At 44.6% G+C, this 19,470-nt stretch carries 19 protein-coding genes and 1 pseudogene; 9 read left to right on the forward strand and 11 right to left on the reverse strand.

Going from position 1 to position 19,470, the window contains the following annotated elements:
• Window positions 1–340: 340 nt before the first annotated feature.
• Both ACUVJL_RS16620 and ACUVJL_RS16625 read right to left on the reverse strand, forming a co-directional pair.
• Window positions 341–1,054 carry a DUF1997 domain-containing protein gene (locus ACUVJL_RS16620; protein ID WP_445246858.1) on the reverse strand — a complete coding sequence of 238 codons (714 nt, stop codon included), beginning with the start codon at window positions 1,052–1,054 and terminating at the stop codon, window positions 341–343.
• Between the two features lie 39 nt (window positions 1,055–1,093).
• Window positions 1,094–2,368 carry an RNA-guided endonuclease InsQ/TnpB family protein gene (locus tag ACUVJL_RS16625; RefSeq protein WP_445246859.1) on the reverse strand — a complete coding sequence of 425 codons (1,275 nt, stop codon included), beginning with the start codon at window positions 2,366–2,368 and terminating at the stop codon, window positions 1,094–1,096.
• Window positions 2,369–2,624: 256 nt separating this feature from the next.
• Between ACUVJL_RS16625 and ACUVJL_RS16630 the strand changes: the two genes are divergently transcribed.
• The gene (locus ACUVJL_RS16630) at window positions 2,625–3,284 is read left to right on the forward strand and encodes an NAD(P)H-binding protein (protein WP_445246875.1); all 660 of its coding nucleotides are present in this window, start codon (window positions 2,625–2,627) and stop codon (window positions 3,282–3,284) included.
• An 828-nt stretch (window positions 3,285–4,112) separates the two neighbouring features.
• Window positions 4,113–4,859, forward strand: a complete 747-nt coding sequence (locus tag ACUVJL_RS16635) for a glycoside hydrolase family 24 protein (protein ID WP_445246876.1) — start codon at window positions 4,113–4,115, stop codon at window positions 4,857–4,859.
• A 50-nt stretch (window positions 4,860–4,909) separates the two neighbouring features.
• Here the strand turns inward: ACUVJL_RS16635 and ACUVJL_RS16640 are convergent, their stop codons facing one another.
• The gene (locus ACUVJL_RS16640; RefSeq protein WP_445246860.1) at window positions 4,910–5,332 is read right to left on the reverse strand and encodes a hypothetical protein; all 423 of its coding nucleotides are present in this window, start codon (window positions 5,330–5,332) and stop codon (window positions 4,910–4,912) included.
• A gap of 326 nt (window positions 5,333–5,658) precedes the next feature.
• Here ACUVJL_RS16640 and ACUVJL_RS16645 point away from each other — a divergent pair, with 326 nt between their 5' ends.
• The 3 genes from ACUVJL_RS16645 to ACUVJL_RS16655 all read left to right on the forward strand — a co-directional run bounded on the left by ACUVJL_RS16645 (window position 5,659) and on the right by ACUVJL_RS16655 (window position 7,424).
• On the forward strand, window positions 5,659–6,852 hold the full coding sequence (locus ACUVJL_RS16645) for a hypothetical protein (protein ID WP_445246861.1): 1,194 nt from the start codon (window positions 5,659–5,661) through the stop codon (window positions 6,850–6,852).
• A gap of 177 nt (window positions 6,853–7,029) precedes the next feature.
• Complete coding sequence (locus tag ACUVJL_RS16650) at window positions 7,030–7,230, forward strand: hypothetical protein (RefSeq protein ID WP_445246862.1); 201 nt, start codon at window positions 7,030–7,032, stop codon at window positions 7,228–7,230.
• Window positions 7,231–7,277: 47 nt separating this feature from the next.
• Window positions 7,278–7,424 (forward strand): hypothetical protein, encoded by a 147-nt coding sequence (locus ACUVJL_RS16655; RefSeq protein WP_445246863.1) that lies wholly within the window; start codon window positions 7,278–7,280, stop codon window positions 7,422–7,424.
• 48 nt (window positions 7,425–7,472) lie between these two features.
• Here the strand turns inward: ACUVJL_RS16655 and ACUVJL_RS16660 are convergent, their stop codons facing one another.
• Window positions 7,473–7,721: a hypothetical protein gene (locus ACUVJL_RS16660; RefSeq protein ID WP_445246864.1), complete on the reverse strand. Its 249-nt coding sequence runs from the start codon at window positions 7,719–7,721 to the stop codon at window positions 7,473–7,475.
• Window positions 7,722–7,881: 160 nt separating this feature from the next.
• On the reverse strand, window positions 7,882–8,226 hold the full coding sequence (locus tag ACUVJL_RS16665; protein WP_445246865.1) for a Dethiobiotin synthetase: 345 nt from the start codon (window positions 8,224–8,226) through the stop codon (window positions 7,882–7,884).
• Window positions 8,227–8,478: 252 nt separating this feature from the next.
• Between ACUVJL_RS16665 and ACUVJL_RS16670 the strand changes: the two genes are divergently transcribed.
• The gene (locus ACUVJL_RS16670) at window positions 8,479–9,987 is read left to right on the forward strand and encodes an SGNH/GDSL hydrolase family protein (RefSeq protein ID WP_445246866.1); all 1,509 of its coding nucleotides are present in this window, start codon (window positions 8,479–8,481) and stop codon (window positions 9,985–9,987) included.
• 297 nt (window positions 9,988–10,284) lie between these two features.
• Here the strand turns inward: ACUVJL_RS16670 and ACUVJL_RS16675 are convergent, their stop codons facing one another.
• The 5 genes from ACUVJL_RS16675 to ACUVJL_RS16695 form a co-directional block, all read right to left on the reverse strand.
• A complete protein-coding gene (locus ACUVJL_RS16675; protein WP_445246867.1) occupies window positions 10,285–11,079 on the reverse strand; it encodes an MlaE family lipid ABC transporter permease subunit in 795 nt (264 codons plus the stop codon).
• Between the two features lie 225 nt (window positions 11,080–11,304).
• Window positions 11,305–11,550 carry a hypothetical protein gene (locus tag ACUVJL_RS16680; protein WP_445246868.1) on the reverse strand — a complete coding sequence of 82 codons (246 nt, stop codon included), beginning with the start codon at window positions 11,548–11,550 and terminating at the stop codon, window positions 11,305–11,307.
• Between the two features lie 14 nt (window positions 11,551–11,564).
• On the reverse strand, window positions 11,565–12,335 hold the full coding sequence (locus ACUVJL_RS16685; protein WP_445246869.1) for a patatin-like phospholipase family protein: 771 nt from the start codon (window positions 12,333–12,335) through the stop codon (window positions 11,565–11,567).
• A 78-nt stretch (window positions 12,336–12,413) separates the two neighbouring features.
• Window positions 12,414–13,049 (reverse strand): methylthioribulose 1-phosphate dehydratase, encoded by a 636-nt coding sequence (gene mtnB, locus ACUVJL_RS16690; RefSeq protein WP_445246870.1) that lies wholly within the window; start codon window positions 13,047–13,049, stop codon window positions 12,414–12,416.
• A 178-nt stretch (window positions 13,050–13,227) separates the two neighbouring features.
• Window positions 13,228–13,896, reverse strand: a complete 669-nt coding sequence (locus tag ACUVJL_RS16695; protein ID WP_445246871.1) for an HAD-IB family phosphatase — start codon at window positions 13,894–13,896, stop codon at window positions 13,228–13,230.
• 115 nt (window positions 13,897–14,011) lie between these two features.
• Here ACUVJL_RS16695 and ACUVJL_RS16700 point away from each other — a divergent pair.
• A pseudogene (locus ACUVJL_RS16700) lies at window positions 14,012–15,219 on the forward strand (RNA-guided endonuclease InsQ/TnpB family protein).
• Between the two features lie 129 nt (window positions 15,220–15,348).
• Here ACUVJL_RS16700 and ACUVJL_RS16705 read toward each other — a convergent pair.
• Window positions 15,349–16,230, reverse strand: coding sequence for a Crp/Fnr family transcriptional regulator (locus ACUVJL_RS16705; protein ID WP_445246872.1), 882 nt, complete (start codon window positions 16,228–16,230; stop codon window positions 15,349–15,351).
• Between the two features lie 356 nt (window positions 16,231–16,586).
• Here ACUVJL_RS16705 and ACUVJL_RS16710 point away from each other — a divergent pair, with 356 nt between their 5' ends.
• Together ACUVJL_RS16710 and ACUVJL_RS16715 are read left to right on the forward strand one after the other, a co-directional pair.
• Window positions 16,587–17,438 carry a DALR anticodon-binding domain-containing protein gene (locus ACUVJL_RS16710; RefSeq protein WP_445246873.1) on the forward strand — a complete coding sequence of 284 codons (852 nt, stop codon included), beginning with the start codon at window positions 16,587–16,589 and terminating at the stop codon, window positions 17,436–17,438.
• A gap of 658 nt (window positions 17,439–18,096) precedes the next feature.
• Window positions 18,097–19,335, forward strand: coding sequence for a clostripain-related cysteine peptidase (locus tag ACUVJL_RS16715; RefSeq protein ID WP_445246874.1), 1,239 nt, complete (start codon window positions 18,097–18,099; stop codon window positions 19,333–19,335).
• Window positions 19,336–19,470 lie beyond the last annotated feature (135 nt).

The raw sequence follows: 19,470 nt of genomic DNA on the forward strand, positions 1-19,470 counted from the left end.
GAAATTTTATGGCGGTTTATTAAGTATGAATGGATTGAGATATCTGCTTACAAGAGTTGGGGAACTTTTGTTACCTCTGTGGAAAAAATCCTGAAAGAATTTGGAGAAAACTATGTAATTAATTTTGTCTAGCTACTTATCAGTTTCAAAAAAGGATGCAACTGTGCGTGAACCCAACCCATACAGTATCAATTATTCCCAATTATTTTATCTAAAATCCTTCGACGCTCGCGCTCACGCCGAAGTCTCAGCTCTAAAATGGTATAAGTTATTACGATCGCACTTAAGGGTAAGGTGCGCAGTGCGCACCCTACAAATGTGAGTTAGAGGGCAAGTCTTGTTAATATTTCTTAGGATTTTTCGGAAAAGGAATGCCCAAACTTTCGTGAAAAACAAGCTGAGTTTTATAAGTCAAGCGGCGGTTAACTTGTTTGATAATTTTTTCCAAAAGCGCATCGCCGGTTTTTTCTATTAAAGGTTGAGACATCGATCGAATAAACTTGGGAAAGCAAACTCCCACAGCCAAATCCAGCTTCCACGTAGCACTGGTAATCGCAGGCGGCAGCTTAGCACGTTCCGCAGTCGGCCAATCGGCGGCAAACTCCTGAGAGGGTATCTCCACTAGCTTCATTGCCGATCGAAAATCCACTTCATACCCTGGGGAGGTATAATTCGGAACCGGAATAGTTTTAATCAAATAGCAGCCTTCAGCGTCAGGCGGCAGCAACTCTAAACCAATTCTCGCTTCAACGCGGTAGCCAAAAGCCCCAAAACGGCCGATTAATAAATCATAGCCGTTTTCGCCGATCGCCTGGGCCTTCATCGGCGAAGCGCAATGGCAAAACCAACTCTTGTGGTTGTTCAAATGGTTCGCCACCGTCTCCGCATCCGCGTACATCTCCATGCTGTCTTCAAAATGCGTGTGAAACCAAATCGGCTCAACTTCCCCTCCTGCATCCGCGCTTTGACTTTGGGACTGTCCGAAACTCCCATCTGGGTAGTAATTTTCCTCAGAAGCTTCAACAGTTTGATATTCAGCGGAATCCTGCTTCATCGTCTGCTCTCCTGTTATAGCTAGTAAAAGTATAGTCATTTATGGCATGACATGGGAGGCATTAAGTCCCTCCCCTTTCGCTTGTACTTTGAGCGGATTGACCCGCCTCGGCTGAACTACGCAGCTCCCTATCCCATTACTAAACGCATTTGGGATTGCTTTTCTCAGAATATTGTAAGCACCGTTAACATCGGAATTGATTAATTGACCGACCGATGTTTTGTACAATCCTCTCTTGATTCGCTTGCCACTAAATATGACATCATTGCCAGTCTTTCCATAAACAGGGATTGGGTCTAAATTGAGAAAACTTGATTGAGAAGTATAAGATTCTTCTTGCTGTAGCACCTTAATCCCAACTAATTGAGCTTTGTATTCCAACATCTCAATTAGTCGAGCATGAGGAACGTTGACAAAGTTTTGATTAGTTTGCTTCCCTAAGTTGCTCTCGTTTTTCCATTGTACATTTTTGCCAACTACTAGCGTCTCAATTTGTTTGGCGACAAGAAGGTCAACGATCAGGCGACTGGTATGGTGCAAATAGTTATCGACTTTTTGATTGCGACAACGAGTTAAACGCTGAATGCGGGATGAGGTCTTGCGACCTCTTTTCAACTGAGATTGTAACTGTGCTTTACGTTTGTTGTAGAACTGATTAATTGATTTCAATGGTCGCCCGTTAATCAGGAGAGGGGTAAAACCCGGCTGATTTGAAGTTAACGCCACTAAATTATTCAGTCCTAAATCAATACTAGCTACGAAGTTTTTTGGGTTTTCATCAAGGGTGGACTCCGGTTCATTATAGATTACCTCGATTACATAAGAATCGCATTTAGGAACCAGTCTAACTTGGCAAACCCGATCGGGTTTTACCTTGGTTTTTATTGAGATTTCCGTACCGGAAAGCTTGATGATTCCTTTTTTCAATTGCTTGCTACTAACAGCCTGAATCGTATAGACGAGGATATTCCGTCCTTTGATTTTATCTTTGTACTTCGGTAGTTTTGGGCTACCCGTGAATTTAGTTGGCTCAATTTTGTAAGCTTTTACAGCCTCAAAAAAAGATTTCCAATTTTTGTCCAATATCATCAATACTTGTTGACTAACCTTGGCTGGCAAGTCTTTGTATGCTTGATGAGACTTCATCAAACCGTTCATTTCGTTGTAATTAATGTAACCCCATCCATAGATAAAACTCTGACGAATTACGTAATTAGCAGCATTGTAGAGATTTTTGGATTGAAAAGCTAATTTATCAATCTCAACGAAACGGTGTTCCGTAGATTTAATGATGTGCCTCTCTGCTAGTTGCATTCAGACTCTCCATTTTTTAAGGAGCGCAATAATTTTTTCAGTTGACCCTCCTGACTATAGGATACTACCATTGTTTATTGATGCTTAGAATCTTAATGAAGTTTTATAATACCTTGCTTTCATAGTTTTCGTTTTCTGTTTCTACATTATACTACAGGATTGAGAGGGCAAGCGAGAACAATTCACAGAAAGTAAAGCCCACGATTTCCCAAGTAAAGCCGTCCTAAAAGGACGGGGTTTCAAACCCATTTTTATGATGAAAGCATTTGTAGCAGGAGCCACAGGCCAGACTGGCCGCCGAATTGTCGCAGAATTGGTCAAGCGAGGAATTCCCGTGCGCGCTTTAGTGCGAAATCTAGAGACAGCGAGGCAAATTTTACCGCCGGAGGTAGAGTTAGTGACTGGGGATGTATTAAATGCGACTTCTCTGGGCGATGCCATCGGGGACAGTACGGTGTTGCTGTGCGCGACAGGAGCGGCCCCGGGTTTTGACCCGACAGCGCCTTACAAGGTGGATTTTGAAGGTACTAAAAATTTGGTGGATGCAGCTAAGGCTAAGGGAATTGAGCATTTTGTGCTCGTGACTTCTCTGTGCGTCTCTAACTTTTTTCACCCGCTGAATTTGTTCTGGCTGATTCTGGTTTGGAAAAAGCAAGCCGAGGAGTATTTGCAAAAAAGTGGCTTGATTTATACCATTGTCCGTCCGGGCGGTCTCAAAAATGAGGATAATTCAGATGCGATCGTCATGAGGAGTGCGGACACACTGTTTGAGAGCAGCATTCCCCGCACCAAGGTAGCCCAAGTGTGCGTGGAAGCGCTGTTTCAGCCGGCTTCTCGCAACAAGGTTGTGGAAATTGTGGCTAAGTCGGAGGCTCCGCATAAGAGTTTTGAGGAGTTGTTTGCTGCTGTGATTTGATTGAATTAGGCTCGCTTGGGTTCGGTGCGTCAGACAAAAAACACTTTGATTTAGATCTGAGATGTTGCACCATTGTCAATAACAGGCAAGATGCCTGTTCCACAAAAAGTACATTTTCTTGTGGGGTGGGCAGGAGAGCCCGCCCAAAAAAGGCTTATCGAGAATGGTGCAAGATGTGATGTGGGTCAAAGATTGGGGCTGACGCACCCTACACCAATTTTCCGATCGCCACATCTGGCAAAATCTTAATAGTTTTACTGTTCGCCGTTGAAATTTCCCTCTCTCAGCATGAAAACTCTCAAGTGGCCAGCTTGGTTCCCCTATCCGATTTCGTGGTTAAGGGCATTTGCTCTCGCTCAGAGTTTTAGTTTTGTCCTTCGCAGGGGCATTCCTTTTGTCAGCGACGATATCGGCTTTCTGACTCTACTGCTGGCGGCTTGGCTGATTCAGTTGCCTTTGTTTTTTATTTGTCACTTCTTAGCGGTCAAAATCTTAAATCCCTTACTAATTATGCTGCTGGGCCGCTTTGGCCTTGCGCGGAAGTTCAAGGGCCAGCACACTGGTATTCGATCGCACTTGCGAGAAGGCTTGAATGCTTTAGTAGTGCTTTTTTTTGCATTTAATCTGTCGCTGCTGGTGCAAATTGCTATTTTTTATTGGCCCGCGCGATCAATCAATCCGGCTCAGTTACTAACAGGAATATCTACTCTGACAAATGTTGCAGTAGCCGGTGAATTCGATTTCTGGCTCATCAAATTGGCAGCGGTTTTATCGAGTTTAACGCTGTTAGCCGCGCCACTATATCAATACGATTTTCGGGTGCGCCGGATGCGGGCGGCTCGAAAATTAGCCGAAATTGCCGAAATGGAAATGAGTTGGCTAGAAGCTGAGAAAGTGGCCCGTCGAAAAAGGAGTTTGCTGAGGCGATCGGAAATTCAAATCCTCGGATTTCTACTTTTAATCGGGGCTGTGATTGGTGGCGGTGTTTTTTTGGTTGCCAGTTTGCCTCCAAATCAGCAGTTGTTGCAGTCGGTAAGCGGGGTGAGAAAAGTGCCGCCGCTGGCTATGAAAACCGGCGATCCTTACCTTCGAGCCCTAATGCGTACTATTTCTGCTAGCGAGTCGAATGTTTCTCGACCTTATCACGTTGTTTACGGTGGCAAATATATATTAGATTTGAGCCGCCATCCTGACTGGTGCGTGAAAATTGTTAATGGCCCGAATCGGGGCAAGTGTACTACGGCCGCGGGCAGATATCAATTTCTGACTACCACTTGGAAGGAGAAGGCTAAGCGCTATCAGGCCCGTCCTGCTAATTTTTTATTCTGGGAAGATTACAGTTTTGAACCCGAAGATCAGGATGCTGTGGTTTATGCTTGGTTGAGCGATCGCAAGTTTTGGAAAGCTGATATTGCTGAGATGTTGCGGCAGGAAAGATTAACTGAGGTATTGCGGATGCTTTCGGGAACTTGGACGAGTTTGGGATATGGAATTGAGAACAATTCTATGAGTTCTAGTTTGCCGAAAGTCTACCGGGAAATGCTACGGGAAGAATTGGCAAATGCTCGTTCTTAGGAAGTTAACTGTTGGCTGTTGACGGTTCACGGTTGACTGTTGGCTGATGACTACTTCAATTTTGGTAAAAATGCGGGCAAACATTTGTACAATTCTAATCCCGGCCCAGCTTGCAGCGGATAAAGCTTGTCGAAATTAATCGGGTTTCCCGGTGCTAATTTCCACTGGGTTTCCTTTGCTGTTTTCGGGGAAATTTCGATCGCTACCGTGATGTTAATAATGTTGTTGTGCTGGGGGATTCCCCGGAAGCAGTAACTTTTTCCCGTGCGTTTGTCGAAATCGCTGCCGGTGATGTATCTATCTCGTTTACGAAATTGGATTTCTCTAAAAGGTCGATCGATCCCTGTTGAGTCTCGGTAGCGGTAGTCTCCGTCGGGCAAGCTTTGGACAGTCGGCCTGATTTGAGATAGAACTGTGGGTGCTGCAAGAGTTAGGAGAGTGAATTTTAAAATTGGCAGTTTGCAGTCAAACATGGGCAGGGTAGGGGTAACTTATTAAAAATAGTAACAATATATAGCCTTTCTCAGTAACATGAGGTGCACGCTTGATAAGCGGGCATAGGGCATAGGGCATAGGGCATAGGGCATACCTCACTTTATTGAGAACGGCTGTAGCTGAGATTTTTTAAAAGTGTAGATAAACAATAGTCCGGACTGTTTTTAGTTCCTAGTCTGAAACCCTCGATTTTCCGTTGGTAGCTGATCGCCTTGAAACCCTTATTGTACGGTTGGCAATCAAAAACTGTCCGAAGTATTGGATAAAGTGATTGAAGCACAAAGCATAAAATATTGTCAAAAACATGAAAAAATCTCAATCTCAGTCTTTAATTCTGTGGCGACAAGTAGGTGGCGTGGCGGCTTTGCAGGCAGCAATCACCCTGACTTGGATGCTTTACCGATTGTATTTACCTCAACTTTTAGCTGGATTTGGTTTTGCAGGATTCGACAGGGGTATCACAATTTTAGAGGATGCTTTGGCAGTTACGATCGAACCTTTTGCTGGCTGGCTTTCTGACAAGCAGCGTCACTGGATGGGAACTCGTTTTCCGCTAATTGTGGTTAGCACTATTCTGTCGTCTGTGCTATTTATTGCGATTCCGGCTATTTTTATTTTCGGCAATCCAGTTTCGCCCCTGCGCTGGATGTTGCCTGTGGTAATAGTAGCTTGGTCGATCGCCATGGCGATGTTTCGATCGCCCGCAGTGTCGCTGTTGGGCCAATATGCAACTCAAACGCAGTTGCCCCAAGCCATGAGTTTGTTGGTGTTTGTAGGGGGATTGGCTGCGGCGGCAAGGCCTGTTGCGGGAGATTTTATTCTGAATTTGGGGCCCGCTTTTGCTTTTGCTATTGGTTCGTTTGTATTGTTGGGTGCGGTGGCTTTTTTGCGATCGGTTAATCCTGATGCTGCGGTGTCGGAATTGCCACCGGATACTGCAATTTCCGAGAGAGTTTCTATCACAGCGCTGGGGTTAGTTGCGGTGACGGGAATGGCTGTTGCTTGGGGAAGTCGGGCGATGGGGGAACGGATTTTGCCCCATGTTTTCCAAACTCAAATCGCGGGGGTTGATAGTAAGTTGTTAATGGCTGGATTTAGCGTGGCTTTGGCTTTTGCTTCTTTGCTGGCTGGGGTAATTGCGGTGCGCTGGGGAAACCAGCGGACGCTGTTGGGTGGATTGGTAGCAACAGCCGTTTTGCTGTTAATAATGGTTTTTAGTCAGGGCTTTGTGATGGTGGCGGCGATTGTTTTGGCTGTGGTTTTTACCAACAGTTTGATTATCACCGCTGTGGTTCCTTTTGCTTTGTCTCTGGTACCTCCGCGCCGGGGAGGATTGGGCGTAGGGTTTTATTTTGGTGGTTTTTCCCTGGGGATGACTTTTTACTCTCTGGTGTTTGTGGCACCACAGGTGGTTCCTGCTGTGACAACGGCGATTGTAGGGGCGATCGCCTTTTTGCTTGCTGGTGTCTGTGTCGTCGCGGGCGATCGGCTTAAATAAACCTGCCGTGTAACAAATTAATAAGAGTTGTTATGCAGTTTAAGTTGATCCCTGTCTATCGTGAATAATTATTTCATGGTTTCATCTCTGTTACCGATCAGAGTAATAATAGAAATATTCACCAAGCCCTCAGAAATTTTACGGGCGGATATCTAGGGATTAATTGAGGATACTACTATGTTTAGCCTGACGGGAGAAACACAAAATTTAGGGCGGGTTGAAACCGAAAATTCCCAACAGGGAGACTCTATCACCTCTGCGTCCAAAAGTATCCGCAGTGTCCGATCGCGAGTTTACAAAGATGAGGCTTTGGTGTCGGCCGCGCTGGTGGGACTGCCAGCTCTTTTGGCATCCCTCGAAAGCTTTCGTGAGCGGTAAAACTTGGCTGTTCTATTGCTATATATGGCGCGTTGAGGTTTGTGATAGTGACTGCCAACCAAGCAGGGGCTGGGTTGATTGCACCTACAATCCTCCTCGATTTGAGTAGAGTTTTGCTGTACTGCGATCGAACCGAACGCAGAAACGTGGTTGTTTACACAAAAACATTTTTACAGCGCTTTGTCCTGGTATAAAAACCAGGTTTCTTGGTTTTTTGTCCGTAAGTCCTGTGCTAACAAAATTTATTGGTGAGTGTCATCGGGTGCGAGCGATGCCTCTACCTCTTGGGAGGAACGGCTTAACATAGAGTCGTGCAGGTGTTCACTGTGCTCCCGTTCTTGAGCCATTAATTCTCTGGCTTTTTCTTCAGTAGTTCCCTCGCTAGATGTTTCTAGATCGTGGGAGGAACGGTTGAGCATAGAGTCTTGCAAGTGTTCGCTATGCTGCCTTTCTCGTGCAATTAGTTGTCTAGCTTTTTCTTCTGCGTTCATGAGGAGTTTCTCCAATTGCTTGTTAGAATCTATTCTTATATTAAGATGCCACAATTTGAGGGTAAATGTAGCAGATTAACAGAATTTTTTACAAAAATTTATATGATAAAAAGTTGAGTCTGCTGGCGGTGGGTATCGGGAGCAGTGGTTGCCGAGCTAATTATTGCCAGACACCGGAAAAGATATTCTTGACTGCGATCGCAATTCGATTTAAGTCTTCCTTGAGCAGCGGCGGCCAAGAAACTCCTTTGCTTCGTCCTGCTTCAAATTGCTGCAAACCTTCTACTGACAGTAAATGCAGTGCCGAGATTAATTGTCGATCGAGCATTGGAGATTCTTGCAGCCCTTCAAACAATATTTTTAAAGCTAATAAAATCGATGTCACCTGTCCGGGTACGGGAGGCTGACCTTGTTTGAGACGCATCAGGAAGGCGTCGGGATTTTTCTTGGTTTCCAGGGCGGTTCCTTGGTCGATCAGAAAACTGCGGGCTGTTTTGTAATCCATTTGACGTGCGATCGATCGGAGTGCAATTAACTAGCTGGCATTATATCAGTTTTTGTCGCGCTCAATCTGGTAATATATTTCCATACAGGCTAAACTACAGCTACTGGTGAGGTGCGCCAGCCCTGTACCCGAAAGCTACTCGTGAGGTCGCATTGTCCTGTACCGTACAGCTACTCGTGAGGTGTGCATTGCGCACCCGAAAGCTACTCTTGGTAGTTATGGATAGGTTTTACAGAATGCAAAAATAAAACAATGGCAAAGAAGCAAGGAAATAGCCGAAAATCAAAAATTTATCGCTACTTCTGGCTGCTTTTTTTGTGTCTGAGCCTCCTGTTAGTTCCGGGTATCCAAAAAATAGCGGCCTCTATGCCATTTCCCCCACCCGCTCCTATTGAAAATAATGATACTTTTGGAGCGAGGATTCAAAGGACGATGGGGCTACTTGCTACTAGCACTCCAACAGAACGCCGCCAAGTGCGTATCCTATTTTACGGTCAATCCATCACTCTGCAAGAGTGGTCGCAAGATGTAGCGAAGGACTTGAAACAGCGATTTCCCAATGCCGATTTGATTGTGGAAAATCGGGCGCTCGGAGGATTCTCAGCCCCGATTTTAATCCGTCCCAGCGAACACGATTTGTATCCTTTTTATCCAGACTTGCTAATTTTTCACGTCTACGGAGGCGGTGAAGATTACGAAGCCATAATTGCCAATGTCCGCCGCCGCACTACTAGCGAAATACTCTTGCATTCAGACCACATAGACTGGATGCCGACAGGCAACAGCGACGATCCAGAACAAGTCAAAAGATACGAATGGCACAATACTCATTCTACTCAATGGCTGCCTGAGTTGGCCGATAAATACGGCTGCGAAATCGCGGAAATTCGCGAACCTTGGCGCAGATATTTGAAAGACAATCGCTTACAGCCACAACAGCTATTGAGCGACAACATTCACCTCAACAATTGGGGAAATTTTCTCCTAGCTGCTTTGATAAAACCGCACCTGCGATACAAGCCAAATTCTCCTCAACCGCCACAGGATTTAGTAAAAACCTATACAGTTGGCAGCGATGTTAAGTGGCAAGATGGCAAGTTGGTTTTAGAATTTGAAGGAAATAAAATAGATGCGATCGCCGATAAAACCTTCAACGGCAAGGCAATTTCTGCTAGAATTGCGATCGACGGCAAAAAACCCTCTGAATTTCCTGAACTTTACAGCATCACCAGACCTAGCGTTACTCTTGGCGTCGGTTGGCCGGCAATCATCCAAATATCCAGTCAAAAACCGCTAATCGTCGAAGATTGGAAAGCCGTGATTACTGAGATTAACAGCGACGCCAGCAAGTTTAAATTTGACGTTGTAGGTTCTAAAACAGGTTACGATGGCAGCGGTACAAACGACAAATTGTTTGTCTCAAACTCTGGCCGCGTCGTGATTGAACCGAGAAACTGGTGGCTGCAAAAGGCTTATGAATACTCGAAAAAGCCGACGCCCAAAGGATTTGAGATTTTCTGGCAGGTGCGGCCGATGTTTGTTGATTCATACCTTCCGCCCAAGATTGCAGATTCAAGTCGCGAATACCCTACAACATTGGCTGAGAATTTGAGCAACTCCAAACACACCCTCGAAATCATTCCCGAAACAGATGGGAAAGTTCCTATTCAGGCAATTCGAGTGTATCGCCCTCCTTTCTCTAATCTAACATCTAAAGTTGAGAGTTTTCAACCGCAGATATCAGCGGATGAACACGGATGAACGCTGATGCAATTTTATCAGCGTTTATTTGCGATCCGTTGCGGTTTAAACAATCTTTATGTTGGTTTTATAGCAATCGCCGTGGCGGCGCCGGGGGTTGATGATTGTTCAAACCCTTAATATTTAAGCATCTTGATGAATAATATCAATTCCGGTTATATCGGAATGATTAAACCACAGAGGACACAGAGGAAACAGAGAAAGAGAAGAGAGAGATTATAATTCTGATGTCAACGGATTTAATATCACTCCTGACTCCTGCTATAGTCGCCAAGATTATCAACTTCTCATAGTCCCCTACTGGTGAAACATCAACAGCGATATAAACAAATCCGCCACAAAAATAAACACCCACGAAGTCACAACCGCCGCCGTTGCAGCTTGACCTACTCCTTTTCCTCCACCCGCTGTCGTCAAGCCCCAACCGCAACCGACAAGGGCAATTATCAACCCAAAAATAAAACTCTTAATCACCACAGTTACTAAATCCCAAGGCCCCAAAACAGTCCGCACGGATTCCAAAAATACTGACGGTTCCAACTCATAAAAATTAACCGCCACAAACAGCCCGCCCAAAATTCCCACCGCTACCGAAAAAATTGTTAAAATCGGCAGCATGATGCAACAAGCTATCACCCTCGGCACTACTAAATAATCAACCGGATTTGTTCTCAACATATACAGGGCGTCTATTTGTTCCGTCACCTGCATTTCTCCTATCTCCGCCGCAAAGGCCGAACCTACTTGTCCCGCCACCACGCCCGCCGTTAAAAGTGGTGCTAATTCGCCGCAAAATGCCACAGCAAAAGGACCTCCCACCGCCCCAACCGCCCCAAAGCGAACCAATTCTCGCGCCGATTGAAAGGTAAAAATCATGCCGCCAAACAAGGCTATTAGCAGCACGGATCGCAAAGAATCCAGGCCTACTGTTACTAAATGTTCCATGATTTTGCGGCGGTCAATTTTGCCTTGCAGTATGCGCAACAGCACTTGGCCACCGAGGAACAGCGTCACTAAAAACCGCTGAAACCACCTGTTATTAAAGGTTTCATCTAAAGGTAGATCGTGCTTTTCTTGGTATTTTTTAACCAATGACTGATGGCTCGCGATTAATTGCAAACAGGGCTAAGCACTGCCACATAGAGATTTTCGGCAATCCTACAGCAATTATTGCACGATTTGTCAACATATATTTTCAGTCCGCCTGCCCTGCGGTTGGTGTGCTATACATTTTTAGATTTTAGATTGGCACTGATTGATTCTGTGGTAATCATCACTCATTTCCCAATCTAAAATCTAAAATCTAAAATCCTAGGACTACTCGGCAAGTAACAAGTCGATAAACTTATCCAACTTTTCATTATACTTGGAGGCTTGCTCATTGCCAATTCTCAGCAGTTCCGATATCTTCTCTTCCGAGGCATCATCAATCGGCAGCGGTTTTTCGTGGCTCAAATCGGGAGTAATCCTCAAATATTGATGTGGTCTTTCAATCGCATCATAAATTTGGATTATTTGATAATTTACAGTTTCAGCAACTCCCGTCATCATGATATGAATCAAAGGCTCAACCCACTCTACTTGACCCCAATTTTTTGCTTCTTCGTAGGGAAAATTTTTCTGAGCTTCTCTTCCAGGGATAAAATTACCATATCTTTTGCTCTCGGGCTTCTGTACTTGCGATCGTCAGGAATTCTGAATTTATTTCTAACTTCCGCATAGGCACAAAGTGCCGGGTTGTTTGCGAATACTCCCCCGTCAATTAAGGCGTAGGACTCGTTTGTCAAAGAGTAGATTTTAGCAACCTCAAAATAGGTGGGAGCTGCCGATGTGGCTCTGGCGATATCTTTAATAAAATAGTCTTCTCCTGGATATTTTTGAGCATCTATTTGATCAAAAAAGTGAGCTTTTCTCCTTTCGATATCGTAACTGGAAATTAAACACGGTTTCAGCAGTTGACTGAGTTGGCAATCTTTAAACTTTTCCCAAAAGAATTGTTCTAAGCGCTCGCTGGGATATTTCTCATCTATCAAACCGTCTATAGATCTGAGTTTTTGCCAAAATGAACTCTTAAAAATGTCGCGGCCGCTCTTAATCAAAAAATCAACAGCCTCTTGGGCTGACCACCGAGGCCTGCTGGGATTTTGGGCATCGGGACACAAATAGATGCAAGTTAAAATTCCTCCCGCACTTGTGCCCGCGATTAAATCAAAATAGTCAGCTATTCTCGCATCTGGGTTGCCGCTTTTTTGTTGCAGCTTTGACTCAATGCTAACTACAACTTGGGCGGCGATAATCCCTCTAATTCCGCCTCCATCTAGGGATAAAATCCTGGTATATTTAGCCATAACTGTTGCCTCTTCTGAAGGTTTGCTCGTTTTATAATCTCACATCTGCAAGCCTCAGAGTTCCTGCACGGCTCAATCTCAACTCTCCCATCTCAAATCTAAATTTAATTGGCGGGCTGCGATCGTATAGCGAAAAATGTATTCTACAATTTCTACGTAATTGTAGGCGGCGGCTGGCGAGTCTGCCCAGACTGTGATGCCGTGATCGCGAATTAACAAAGCGGGTACAGAAGGCGCTGAAACGGCAAAGAATTCGCAAATTTCCTTGGCTATTTTAGGCACTTCCAAATAATTTGTAAAGAGGGGGATCGACACCTGCGGGTTTTCCTCCCACACCCCCAAACCTTTGAGCATTTCGATCGCGGGTAAAGGCACTGCATCTCCTGTTGTTAGCCGAGAAACTAAATTTGCCTCGATCGAGTGAACGTGATAGCAAGCTTTAGCGTCTGGAAAACAATTGTACACGGCTAAATGAATGCTGGTTTCGGCCGAAGGGCGGCTGTCGGCAACAGGTTGCTCGATCGGGGCGCCATGTGAGTTCATTCTGATAAAATCTTGTTCAGTTAACTGCCCTTTCGCGCGGCCGCTAGCAGTAATCCAAAAACTGCCATCTGGTAAGCGGGCTGAAAGATTGCCAGCAGTCCCAACCATCCAACCGCGATCGTAAAAATGTTTGGCTGCTGCAATTAAATCCGATCTCAAATCGCCACTCATTCTTGACAAATCCTCAGCTTTTGATCTACCTGTTAGGTTAATAGGAATTGCACTAGCCTATGTAAACAACGTAGGGTGAGCCATGCAAACCTTACTGCCACTCTAAATGTACCTCTCCGCACCTTACCCATACATATAGCGTAGAGTCGGATTTTTTTGGCGAATTTCTAGTTTAGTTTCAATTCCATTTCTGGGACAAACTTTCCAACACGTCAAAAAAATTATCCCATTTAGTATAAGGCTTTTGCTGTTCGTCTAGATACTCGGCAAGCCGATCGCGCGCAAACACCGACGAAGCCTGCAAAGCCATGTTAAAATCCGTCAGCGAATCTCCGATCGCCACCTGTTCCTCGGCGGGGTGCTGGCCCATCATCTGCACCTTAGACACCAATTCCGTATCTCCTTCAAACTCAGAATTGACTTGCAAGCGAGGGCCGCTAGCGTCCACATCCACAGCGTAAATAACGCTCGCCCGGTTTACCAAATCGCCCATTACCGTCTCTACCATGATCCGAAGACCACCGGAAATGATCACAAAATCCACCTTTCGCTCGTCCAAAAAATCCAGCAATTCCACCAATCCCGGTCGCATCAGCTTTCCCCTAGAAAATTCCACAATTTCCCCGTAACATTCCGAGGGAATAGACTCTAGTAACTGCCGCACTCCCGATCGCAAACTCAGCCTTCTAGCGTACATTTCAGGCATCAGTTGAGAAGAGAGTTCCGGTGCGAAATGCTTGAGCATTGCCACAAAAGTTTCTTCAACGGTTATCGTGCCGTCAAAGTCGCAGAATACCACCCGTTTCTGATTGTTCGGGGTTGGAGATTTTTGCTGGTCATCGGTCATTGTCAGTCGCACCTTTCGAGAACGGGAAAAGTTTACCAAAATAATTGGGTTTAAAGCCCCGTCCTTGTAGGACGGCTTTCTGTGCTATACTTACGCTAACACGACAGGCGTAACTATGTTAGTATTTGAGGCAAAACTTGAGGGAACGCAGCAGCAGTACCAGAGGCTAGACGAAGCCATCCGCACTGCTCGCTTTGTTCGCAATAGTTGTCTCAGATACTGGCTCGACAACTTGGGAATCGGCAAGTACGAGTTAAGTGCCTACTGCGCTGTCCTAGCCTTAGAATTTCCCGCTAGCCGCTAAACTCAACTCGCAAGCGCGTCAGGCTACGGCACGAAAGAGCTTTTTTTGCAATTGCGCGGTTCTACGACAATTGCAAAAAAAGCAAACCAGGGAAAAAAGGCTTTCCGCGCTTTAAGAAACATCAGACTCACGGCTCTGTTGAATATAAAACAACAGGTTATAAATTGTCGTTCGATAGACGTACTATCACTTTCACTGATGGTTTTGAAGCCGGAAGCTTTAAGCTGTGGGGAACTCGCGACCTACACGTATATCAATTAAAGCAGATTAAGCGAGTCCGCGTAGTTCGTAGGGCTGACGGTTACTATGTGCAGTTTTTGATAGACCAACAGAGGTTAGAAAAGAGAACACCAACTGGTAAAACACTAGGTTTGGATGTTGGCTTGACGCACTTTTACACCGATTCAGATGGTCAAACAGTTGAGAACCCGCCACGTCTCAGGAAGTCCCAGAAAGCACTCAAACGACTGAACCACCGTTTTGCGAGAACAAAAAAAGGCTCTAAAAACAGAGCCAAAGCGAGAAACCGATTAAGCAGAAAACACCTCAAAGTAAGTAGACAGCGTAAAGATTTTGCCGTGAAACTGGCAAGATGCGTAATCCAGTCTAGGGACTTGGTAGCCTAGGAGGATTTGCAGGTGCGAAATTTGGTCAAAAATAGAAAGTTAGCCAAGTCTATTTCTGACGCTGCATGGTCTAATTTCCGGCAATGGTTGGAATATTTTGGCAAAGTGTTTGGAGTGGTAACAGTCGCTGTGCCTGCGCACTACACTTGGCAAAATTGTTCTAACTGTGGAGAAGTTGTTAAAAAGTCTTTGAGTCAAAGAACGCACCGCTGTGTGCACTGCGGTGTTGTACTAGACCGTGACTCGAATGCAGCAATCAACATACTTGAGTTAGGACTTCGTACCGTGGGGCACACGGAAACGTTAAACGCCTCTGGAGACATCGACCGCTGCATTGGTGAGGTAACTCCTCAATGTAAGTCGAGTCGTGGAAAGAGGAAGCCTAAACAGTGATGTTTAGAATCCCCGACCGTTTACGGCGGGGAGGATGTCAAACAATTCATCGTACACTGTCGAGCAACTGAGCGCGATGACCAAAAACTAATAGCGGCACCCTGTTTGTTGGCAATCGCCTGCAGGATGTTATGCAGATTCTTGGAGAGAATCTTCGAGGGATTCTTCGAGGGATTCTTCGAGAGAATCTTCCAGGGAATCTTCCAGGGAATCTTCCAGAGAATCATCGAGAGAATCTTCCAGAGAATCATCGAGAGAATCTTCGAGGAATGGTTCTACCTCCTGCTTTTGGTTTTTTGTCTTTTGGGGGTTAGACTTAGCCGGCAAACAGATTAAATTATCATCCTCAGTATTAATCAAACCTTTTGATCGCAACTTACCCATCAGCCGCGTCACCGTCACCCGCGTTGAGCCGATCGCGCTACCAATTTGAGCGTGAGTCAAGGCCCAAGGCAGTCGGTAGCCCCGAACCACATCCGGTTCTGCCTCACCTCCGTAAGGTTCGCCGAACTCTTCGATCAACAAAGTGAGAAATCCCAGCAGTCGGTCTATAGTCCGGCGCTGTCCCAAAGTGCTCAGCCACAGAAGTTTTCGCTGGTGTTGGTAGCGAAACGCATCCAAAATTTCCCTGCGGAAGTGAGGCCAATTATCTAAGTCGTGCCAGTACATCCACACTACGTGAGTTTGATCGGCGTGGGCGTAAGCTTGGAGAGTAAACGGAGACTGAGCAACCAGTTCAAAGGGCTGACCTGCGCCGACGAAGCCCAAAAAAGCTTCTTCTGTAGTTTGGTCAGCGGATTTCGACTTCGTCGCCACAGTGGTAACTTGAGCGCTACCTACGAGTCGCACAGAACCTTTCTGGACTAAATACAGCAGTCCGGGTCTTGCGGGAATCCGCTCATCTTTGCTAAAAGTCCGGCAGCGGTAGTGTTCCTGGGCCCAGTCGATAATTCGCTGCCAAGTGATAAAGGGTCGATCAATAATCTGTAGAGGTGTGGAAGTTGATTGCATAGGTGAGGCTCTGGGATATATTTAATCAGTGAGAAAAACAGCTTCTGCCAGCAGTGCGATGCAAAGTGAGACCACCAACCCCCGATCGAGCTTGCACGCTCCTTAACTGTGCTGACTTTTTTTAGTTTTACCGAAACATTCAATGTAGCAAAAAATACATCACAATTGTATAGTTCAGCAAAAAATTTGTCGTAAATTTATTTATATTTAGCAACAAAATCGCTATCAAGCAGATTAATGCGATGTAGCCCCGCCCGTGGGAGCAAATCGACCATCTCTGACATCAGCAGTTTAACGTACAACAACAGTGCAAGCGGTAACAGTCCAGCGTCGCTGTTACCGTAGGAGCCGCGCCTATGAATACAGCAAATATATCGCAGTGCCCGGAAGTTACACTGAAGTGTTTCTTGCTTTCAAGGTTCCCCAGGGCGATCGCCCAGCAGGGGACACTAGGGGAAATTCCGTTAAATCGGAGTAAAGATAGTGCGCGGGTGCTGTACCTGTCTGCGATCGCCCTGAAATTGGCTAAAACTTGGCAGCAGACACCGCAGACAATCGCGGCACAGCTTGCCGAAACTCTCGAACCGCTGTGCTACCCAGATTTCGCCGTTAAAGTCGCGCCGGCGGGAATTATTGAGCTAGAGTTGACTGATGCAGGTTTAGCCGTCTGGTTGCAGCGTTTAGCTCAAACGAACCTCCCACTTCCAGAATCTCGAATATTATCTCCTGTTTTGTCAGCCGATCGGCTATTTCCGATTCAGTACAGCCATGCGCGCTGCTGTTCTCTACTGCGAATGGCCCACCGCGATCGCATAATTTCGATCGCGCAGCCCGATGTCGCTACAGCGCCGCAAGTTTGGTCCCTGGCGGCTCCAAATCCTATCCCTTGGATGGACGAGGGCGATCGACTGCGGTTAGTACATCCTGCAGAACGCAGTTTAATATCGCAACTGTTAACAGTCCTAGACAATTTATATCCTATTTCTGAGGTAAAAAACCGTGAAAAACCTGTCAATTATTTCAAATTAGCCAATAGTTTGAGCGAAGCATTTCAGATTTTTTACAGCCAGTGCAGAATTTGGGGAGAAGTTAAAATAGAACAGCCAAAACTCGCCCAATCCCGAGTTGGTTTAATATTAGCAACTCAATCTTTGCTGCGATTTATCCTCGAAAATTTGTTTAACGCTATTGCTCCTTTAGAACTTTGATTTAATCATCAGTTTTTTTTCTTGACTCCGCTCCTGCAGATACAAGTTTGTGTAGCAGCGAATTCCATTCGCCTCTTTGTCATACCACTTAAAAATAAATGCAACTTTAGGCAAACTCCCAACCCATATCCAGTCATTTCCCCTTCTCAAATCTCACATCTAACATGGCATTATTTCGGGAGGCGACCTCCCCAATTATGGGGCAATACCATTCAGTTAATACTTAAATTAGAGCCGCATTTTTGTGTAATTTTATTACTTAAACAAAGATAGCAAGGAAAATATTTAATCTCCGATTTTTTAATGTAATCATCTAAATTATTGAGAGAGTAATATCATGTCCGGTCGATTACCCTGATTCCTGTAGGGGCCCGTGAGCCAATAATATTTGCCCCTAACGGACAATCTCACAAACCCGCCCCGGCAATTGTATTATGGGCGATCGATCGCCCATGATATAAGAGCGATTTTGGGTTATTTTTTTTTCAGGACTGCATAGCCTTACCTGAACTATACTTGAGCTTACCTAGTAAGAACATGGAAAAATGCCAGACACCAGCCCTATATAATTTGTTTTTTAAATTGCTGCACATTCACACAAAAAATACCCAAACAAGTGTTAGATTAAAATAACCACCTTCAATGAGGGAGTAAGCTCGTGAAAAGAAGAGAAACAATTCAATACTTAGCTTTAAGTAGTGCTTCATTTTTCACTGCAATAGATGTGGATAAAAAATTAGTAAACAATAACTGGCTCGCGGCAAATAAGCCTAGGAAGAACTATGATTATATACTTTTATACTGGATGCCTTATGACAACGATTTATCAAGGTTTGGTCAACCCATTATTGAGATGTTAAGTAAAGGTGTGCAGAGTGACAAAGTTTTGGTATTAGTACAATCAGATCTGAGTAATGCCAAGCACCTATCGAGAAATATTATTACTAAAGGAAACATTAATGTCCAATACTTGGAAACAGCAGACAGCAGTAGTGAAAACGTCCTGAATGACTATTTGAGTTGGGCCTTATCACAATTTCAGGCAAAACATTGGGTCATTGTATTTTTAGGTCATGGTGGAAGTCTAATGAAAATTAGTCCTGATAACAATCCCAACTCGAGTTCGATATCAAGCTCAGAACCTAAATGGATGCAGCTTCCAAGAATCAGTGAAGTTGTATCTAAGTTTAATCAAGCTGTTAAGGGTAGATTAGAATTACTGTTTTTTCAAAACTGTAATCGGGGAAATATTGAAGTACACTATACATTTCAAAATATCGCTAAATATACCCTGTCATCTCAAATAATACTGGCAGCGCCAAATTACTATTATGAGTCATTGCTAAACCACCTGAGCTATTATCCAAATCTTGACGGAGGTCAAATAGCTAAAAAGATTATGGATTTTGAACCTTCGGATATGTATCATAGTTTGACACTAACTAAAAATCATTACTTTCACCAGCTATCAGAGAAACTTAATCCGGTGATAGATTCAATCCTAAGAGCCAACACTGCTGCGGTTAAAATTCAGATTAATTTAGCTTTATTCCCCAAAAAATCCAACTCTGAAAAATCTCTTATAGAAATTTATCGTTCACGTGGAGAAACCTTCGTTGACTTAGCGAACTTTATACTAAAAATCACGATACTTTCGGGTGCAGATGTAACAGCTTGCAATCGATTTTTAAATTTTTATAAAAGTTTTTTGATTGAGAGAGTGCAACAAAATGGTAAATTACTTAGCCCCAGAATTCGAGGCAGGTATCAAAAATTTTCAGGTCTGGGTTTATTTTTACCTAAAACTCGGCAAGAACTAGAAACTTATAGTTATCTAAAAATTTATTCTGACTTAAAGCTTGTAAAGCTTTTTGAGGCAGTGGTTTTCGATCCTTAGAAAAACTGAGTATCACCCGCTCTACTTAATTTAATAAAAAAATTGAACAAACTTAGGATCGCGAATTAAATAACTTACAATTTTAATTGTTATTGTGGGATGGGCGTCCCGCCCGTCGTTTTTGGACGGGCGGGA

Origin of the sequence: Microcoleus sp. OTE_8_concoct_300, assembly GCF_031383065.1 — a bacterium.
GTDB lineage: Bacteria > Cyanobacteriota > Cyanobacteriia > Cyanobacteriales > Microcoleaceae > Microcoleus.

Excerpts from the sequence above, each read along its gene's own strand:
- ACUVJL_RS16620 (WP_445246858.1), bottom strand. The coding sequence starts at position 1,054 with ATGAAGCAGGATTCCGCTGAATATCAAACTGTTGAAGCTTCTGAGGAA.
- ACUVJL_RS16625 (WP_445246859.1), bottom strand. The coding sequence starts at position 2,368 with ATGCAACTAGCAGAGAGGCACATCATTAAATCTACGGAACACCGTTTC.
- ACUVJL_RS16630 (WP_445246875.1), top strand. The coding sequence starts at position 2,625 with ATGAAAGCATTTGTAGCAGGAGCCACAGGCCAGACTGGCCGCCGAATT.
- ACUVJL_RS16635 (WP_445246876.1), top strand. The coding sequence starts at position 4,113 with ATGCGGGCGGCTCGAAAATTAGCCGAAATTGCCGAAATGGAAATGAGT.
- ACUVJL_RS16640 (WP_445246860.1), bottom strand. The coding sequence starts at position 5,332 with ATGTTTGACTGCAAACTGCCAATTTTAAAATTCACTCTCCTAACTCTT.
- ACUVJL_RS16645 (WP_445246861.1), top strand. The coding sequence starts at position 5,659 with ATGAAAAAATCTCAATCTCAGTCTTTAATTCTGTGGCGACAAGTAGGT.
- ACUVJL_RS16650 (WP_445246862.1), top strand. The coding sequence starts at position 7,030 with ATGTTTAGCCTGACGGGAGAAACACAAAATTTAGGGCGGGTTGAAACC.
- ACUVJL_RS16660 (WP_445246864.1), bottom strand. The coding sequence starts at position 7,721 with ATGAACGCAGAAGAAAAAGCTAGACAACTAATTGCACGAGAAAGGCAG.
- ACUVJL_RS16665 (WP_445246865.1), bottom strand. The coding sequence starts at position 8,226 with ATGGATTACAAAACAGCCCGCAGTTTTCTGATCGACCAAGGAACCGCC.
- ACUVJL_RS16670 (WP_445246866.1), top strand. The coding sequence starts at position 8,479 with ATGGCAAAGAAGCAAGGAAATAGCCGAAAATCAAAAATTTATCGCTAC.
- ACUVJL_RS16685 (WP_445246869.1), bottom strand. The coding sequence starts at position 12,335 with ATGGCTAAATATACCAGGATTTTATCCCTAGATGGAGGCGGAATTAGA.
- mtnB (WP_445246870.1), bottom strand. The coding sequence starts at position 13,049 with ATGAGTGGCGATTTGAGATCGGATTTAATTGCAGCAGCCAAACATTTT.
- ACUVJL_RS16695 (WP_445246871.1), bottom strand. The coding sequence starts at position 13,896 with ATGACCGATGACCAGCAAAAATCTCCAACCCCGAACAATCAGAAACGG.
- ACUVJL_RS16705 (WP_445246872.1), bottom strand. The coding sequence starts at position 16,230 with ATGCAATCAACTTCCACACCTCTACAGATTATTGATCGACCCTTTATC.
- ACUVJL_RS16710 (WP_445246873.1), top strand. The coding sequence starts at position 16,587 with ATGAATACAGCAAATATATCGCAGTGCCCGGAAGTTACACTGAAGTGT.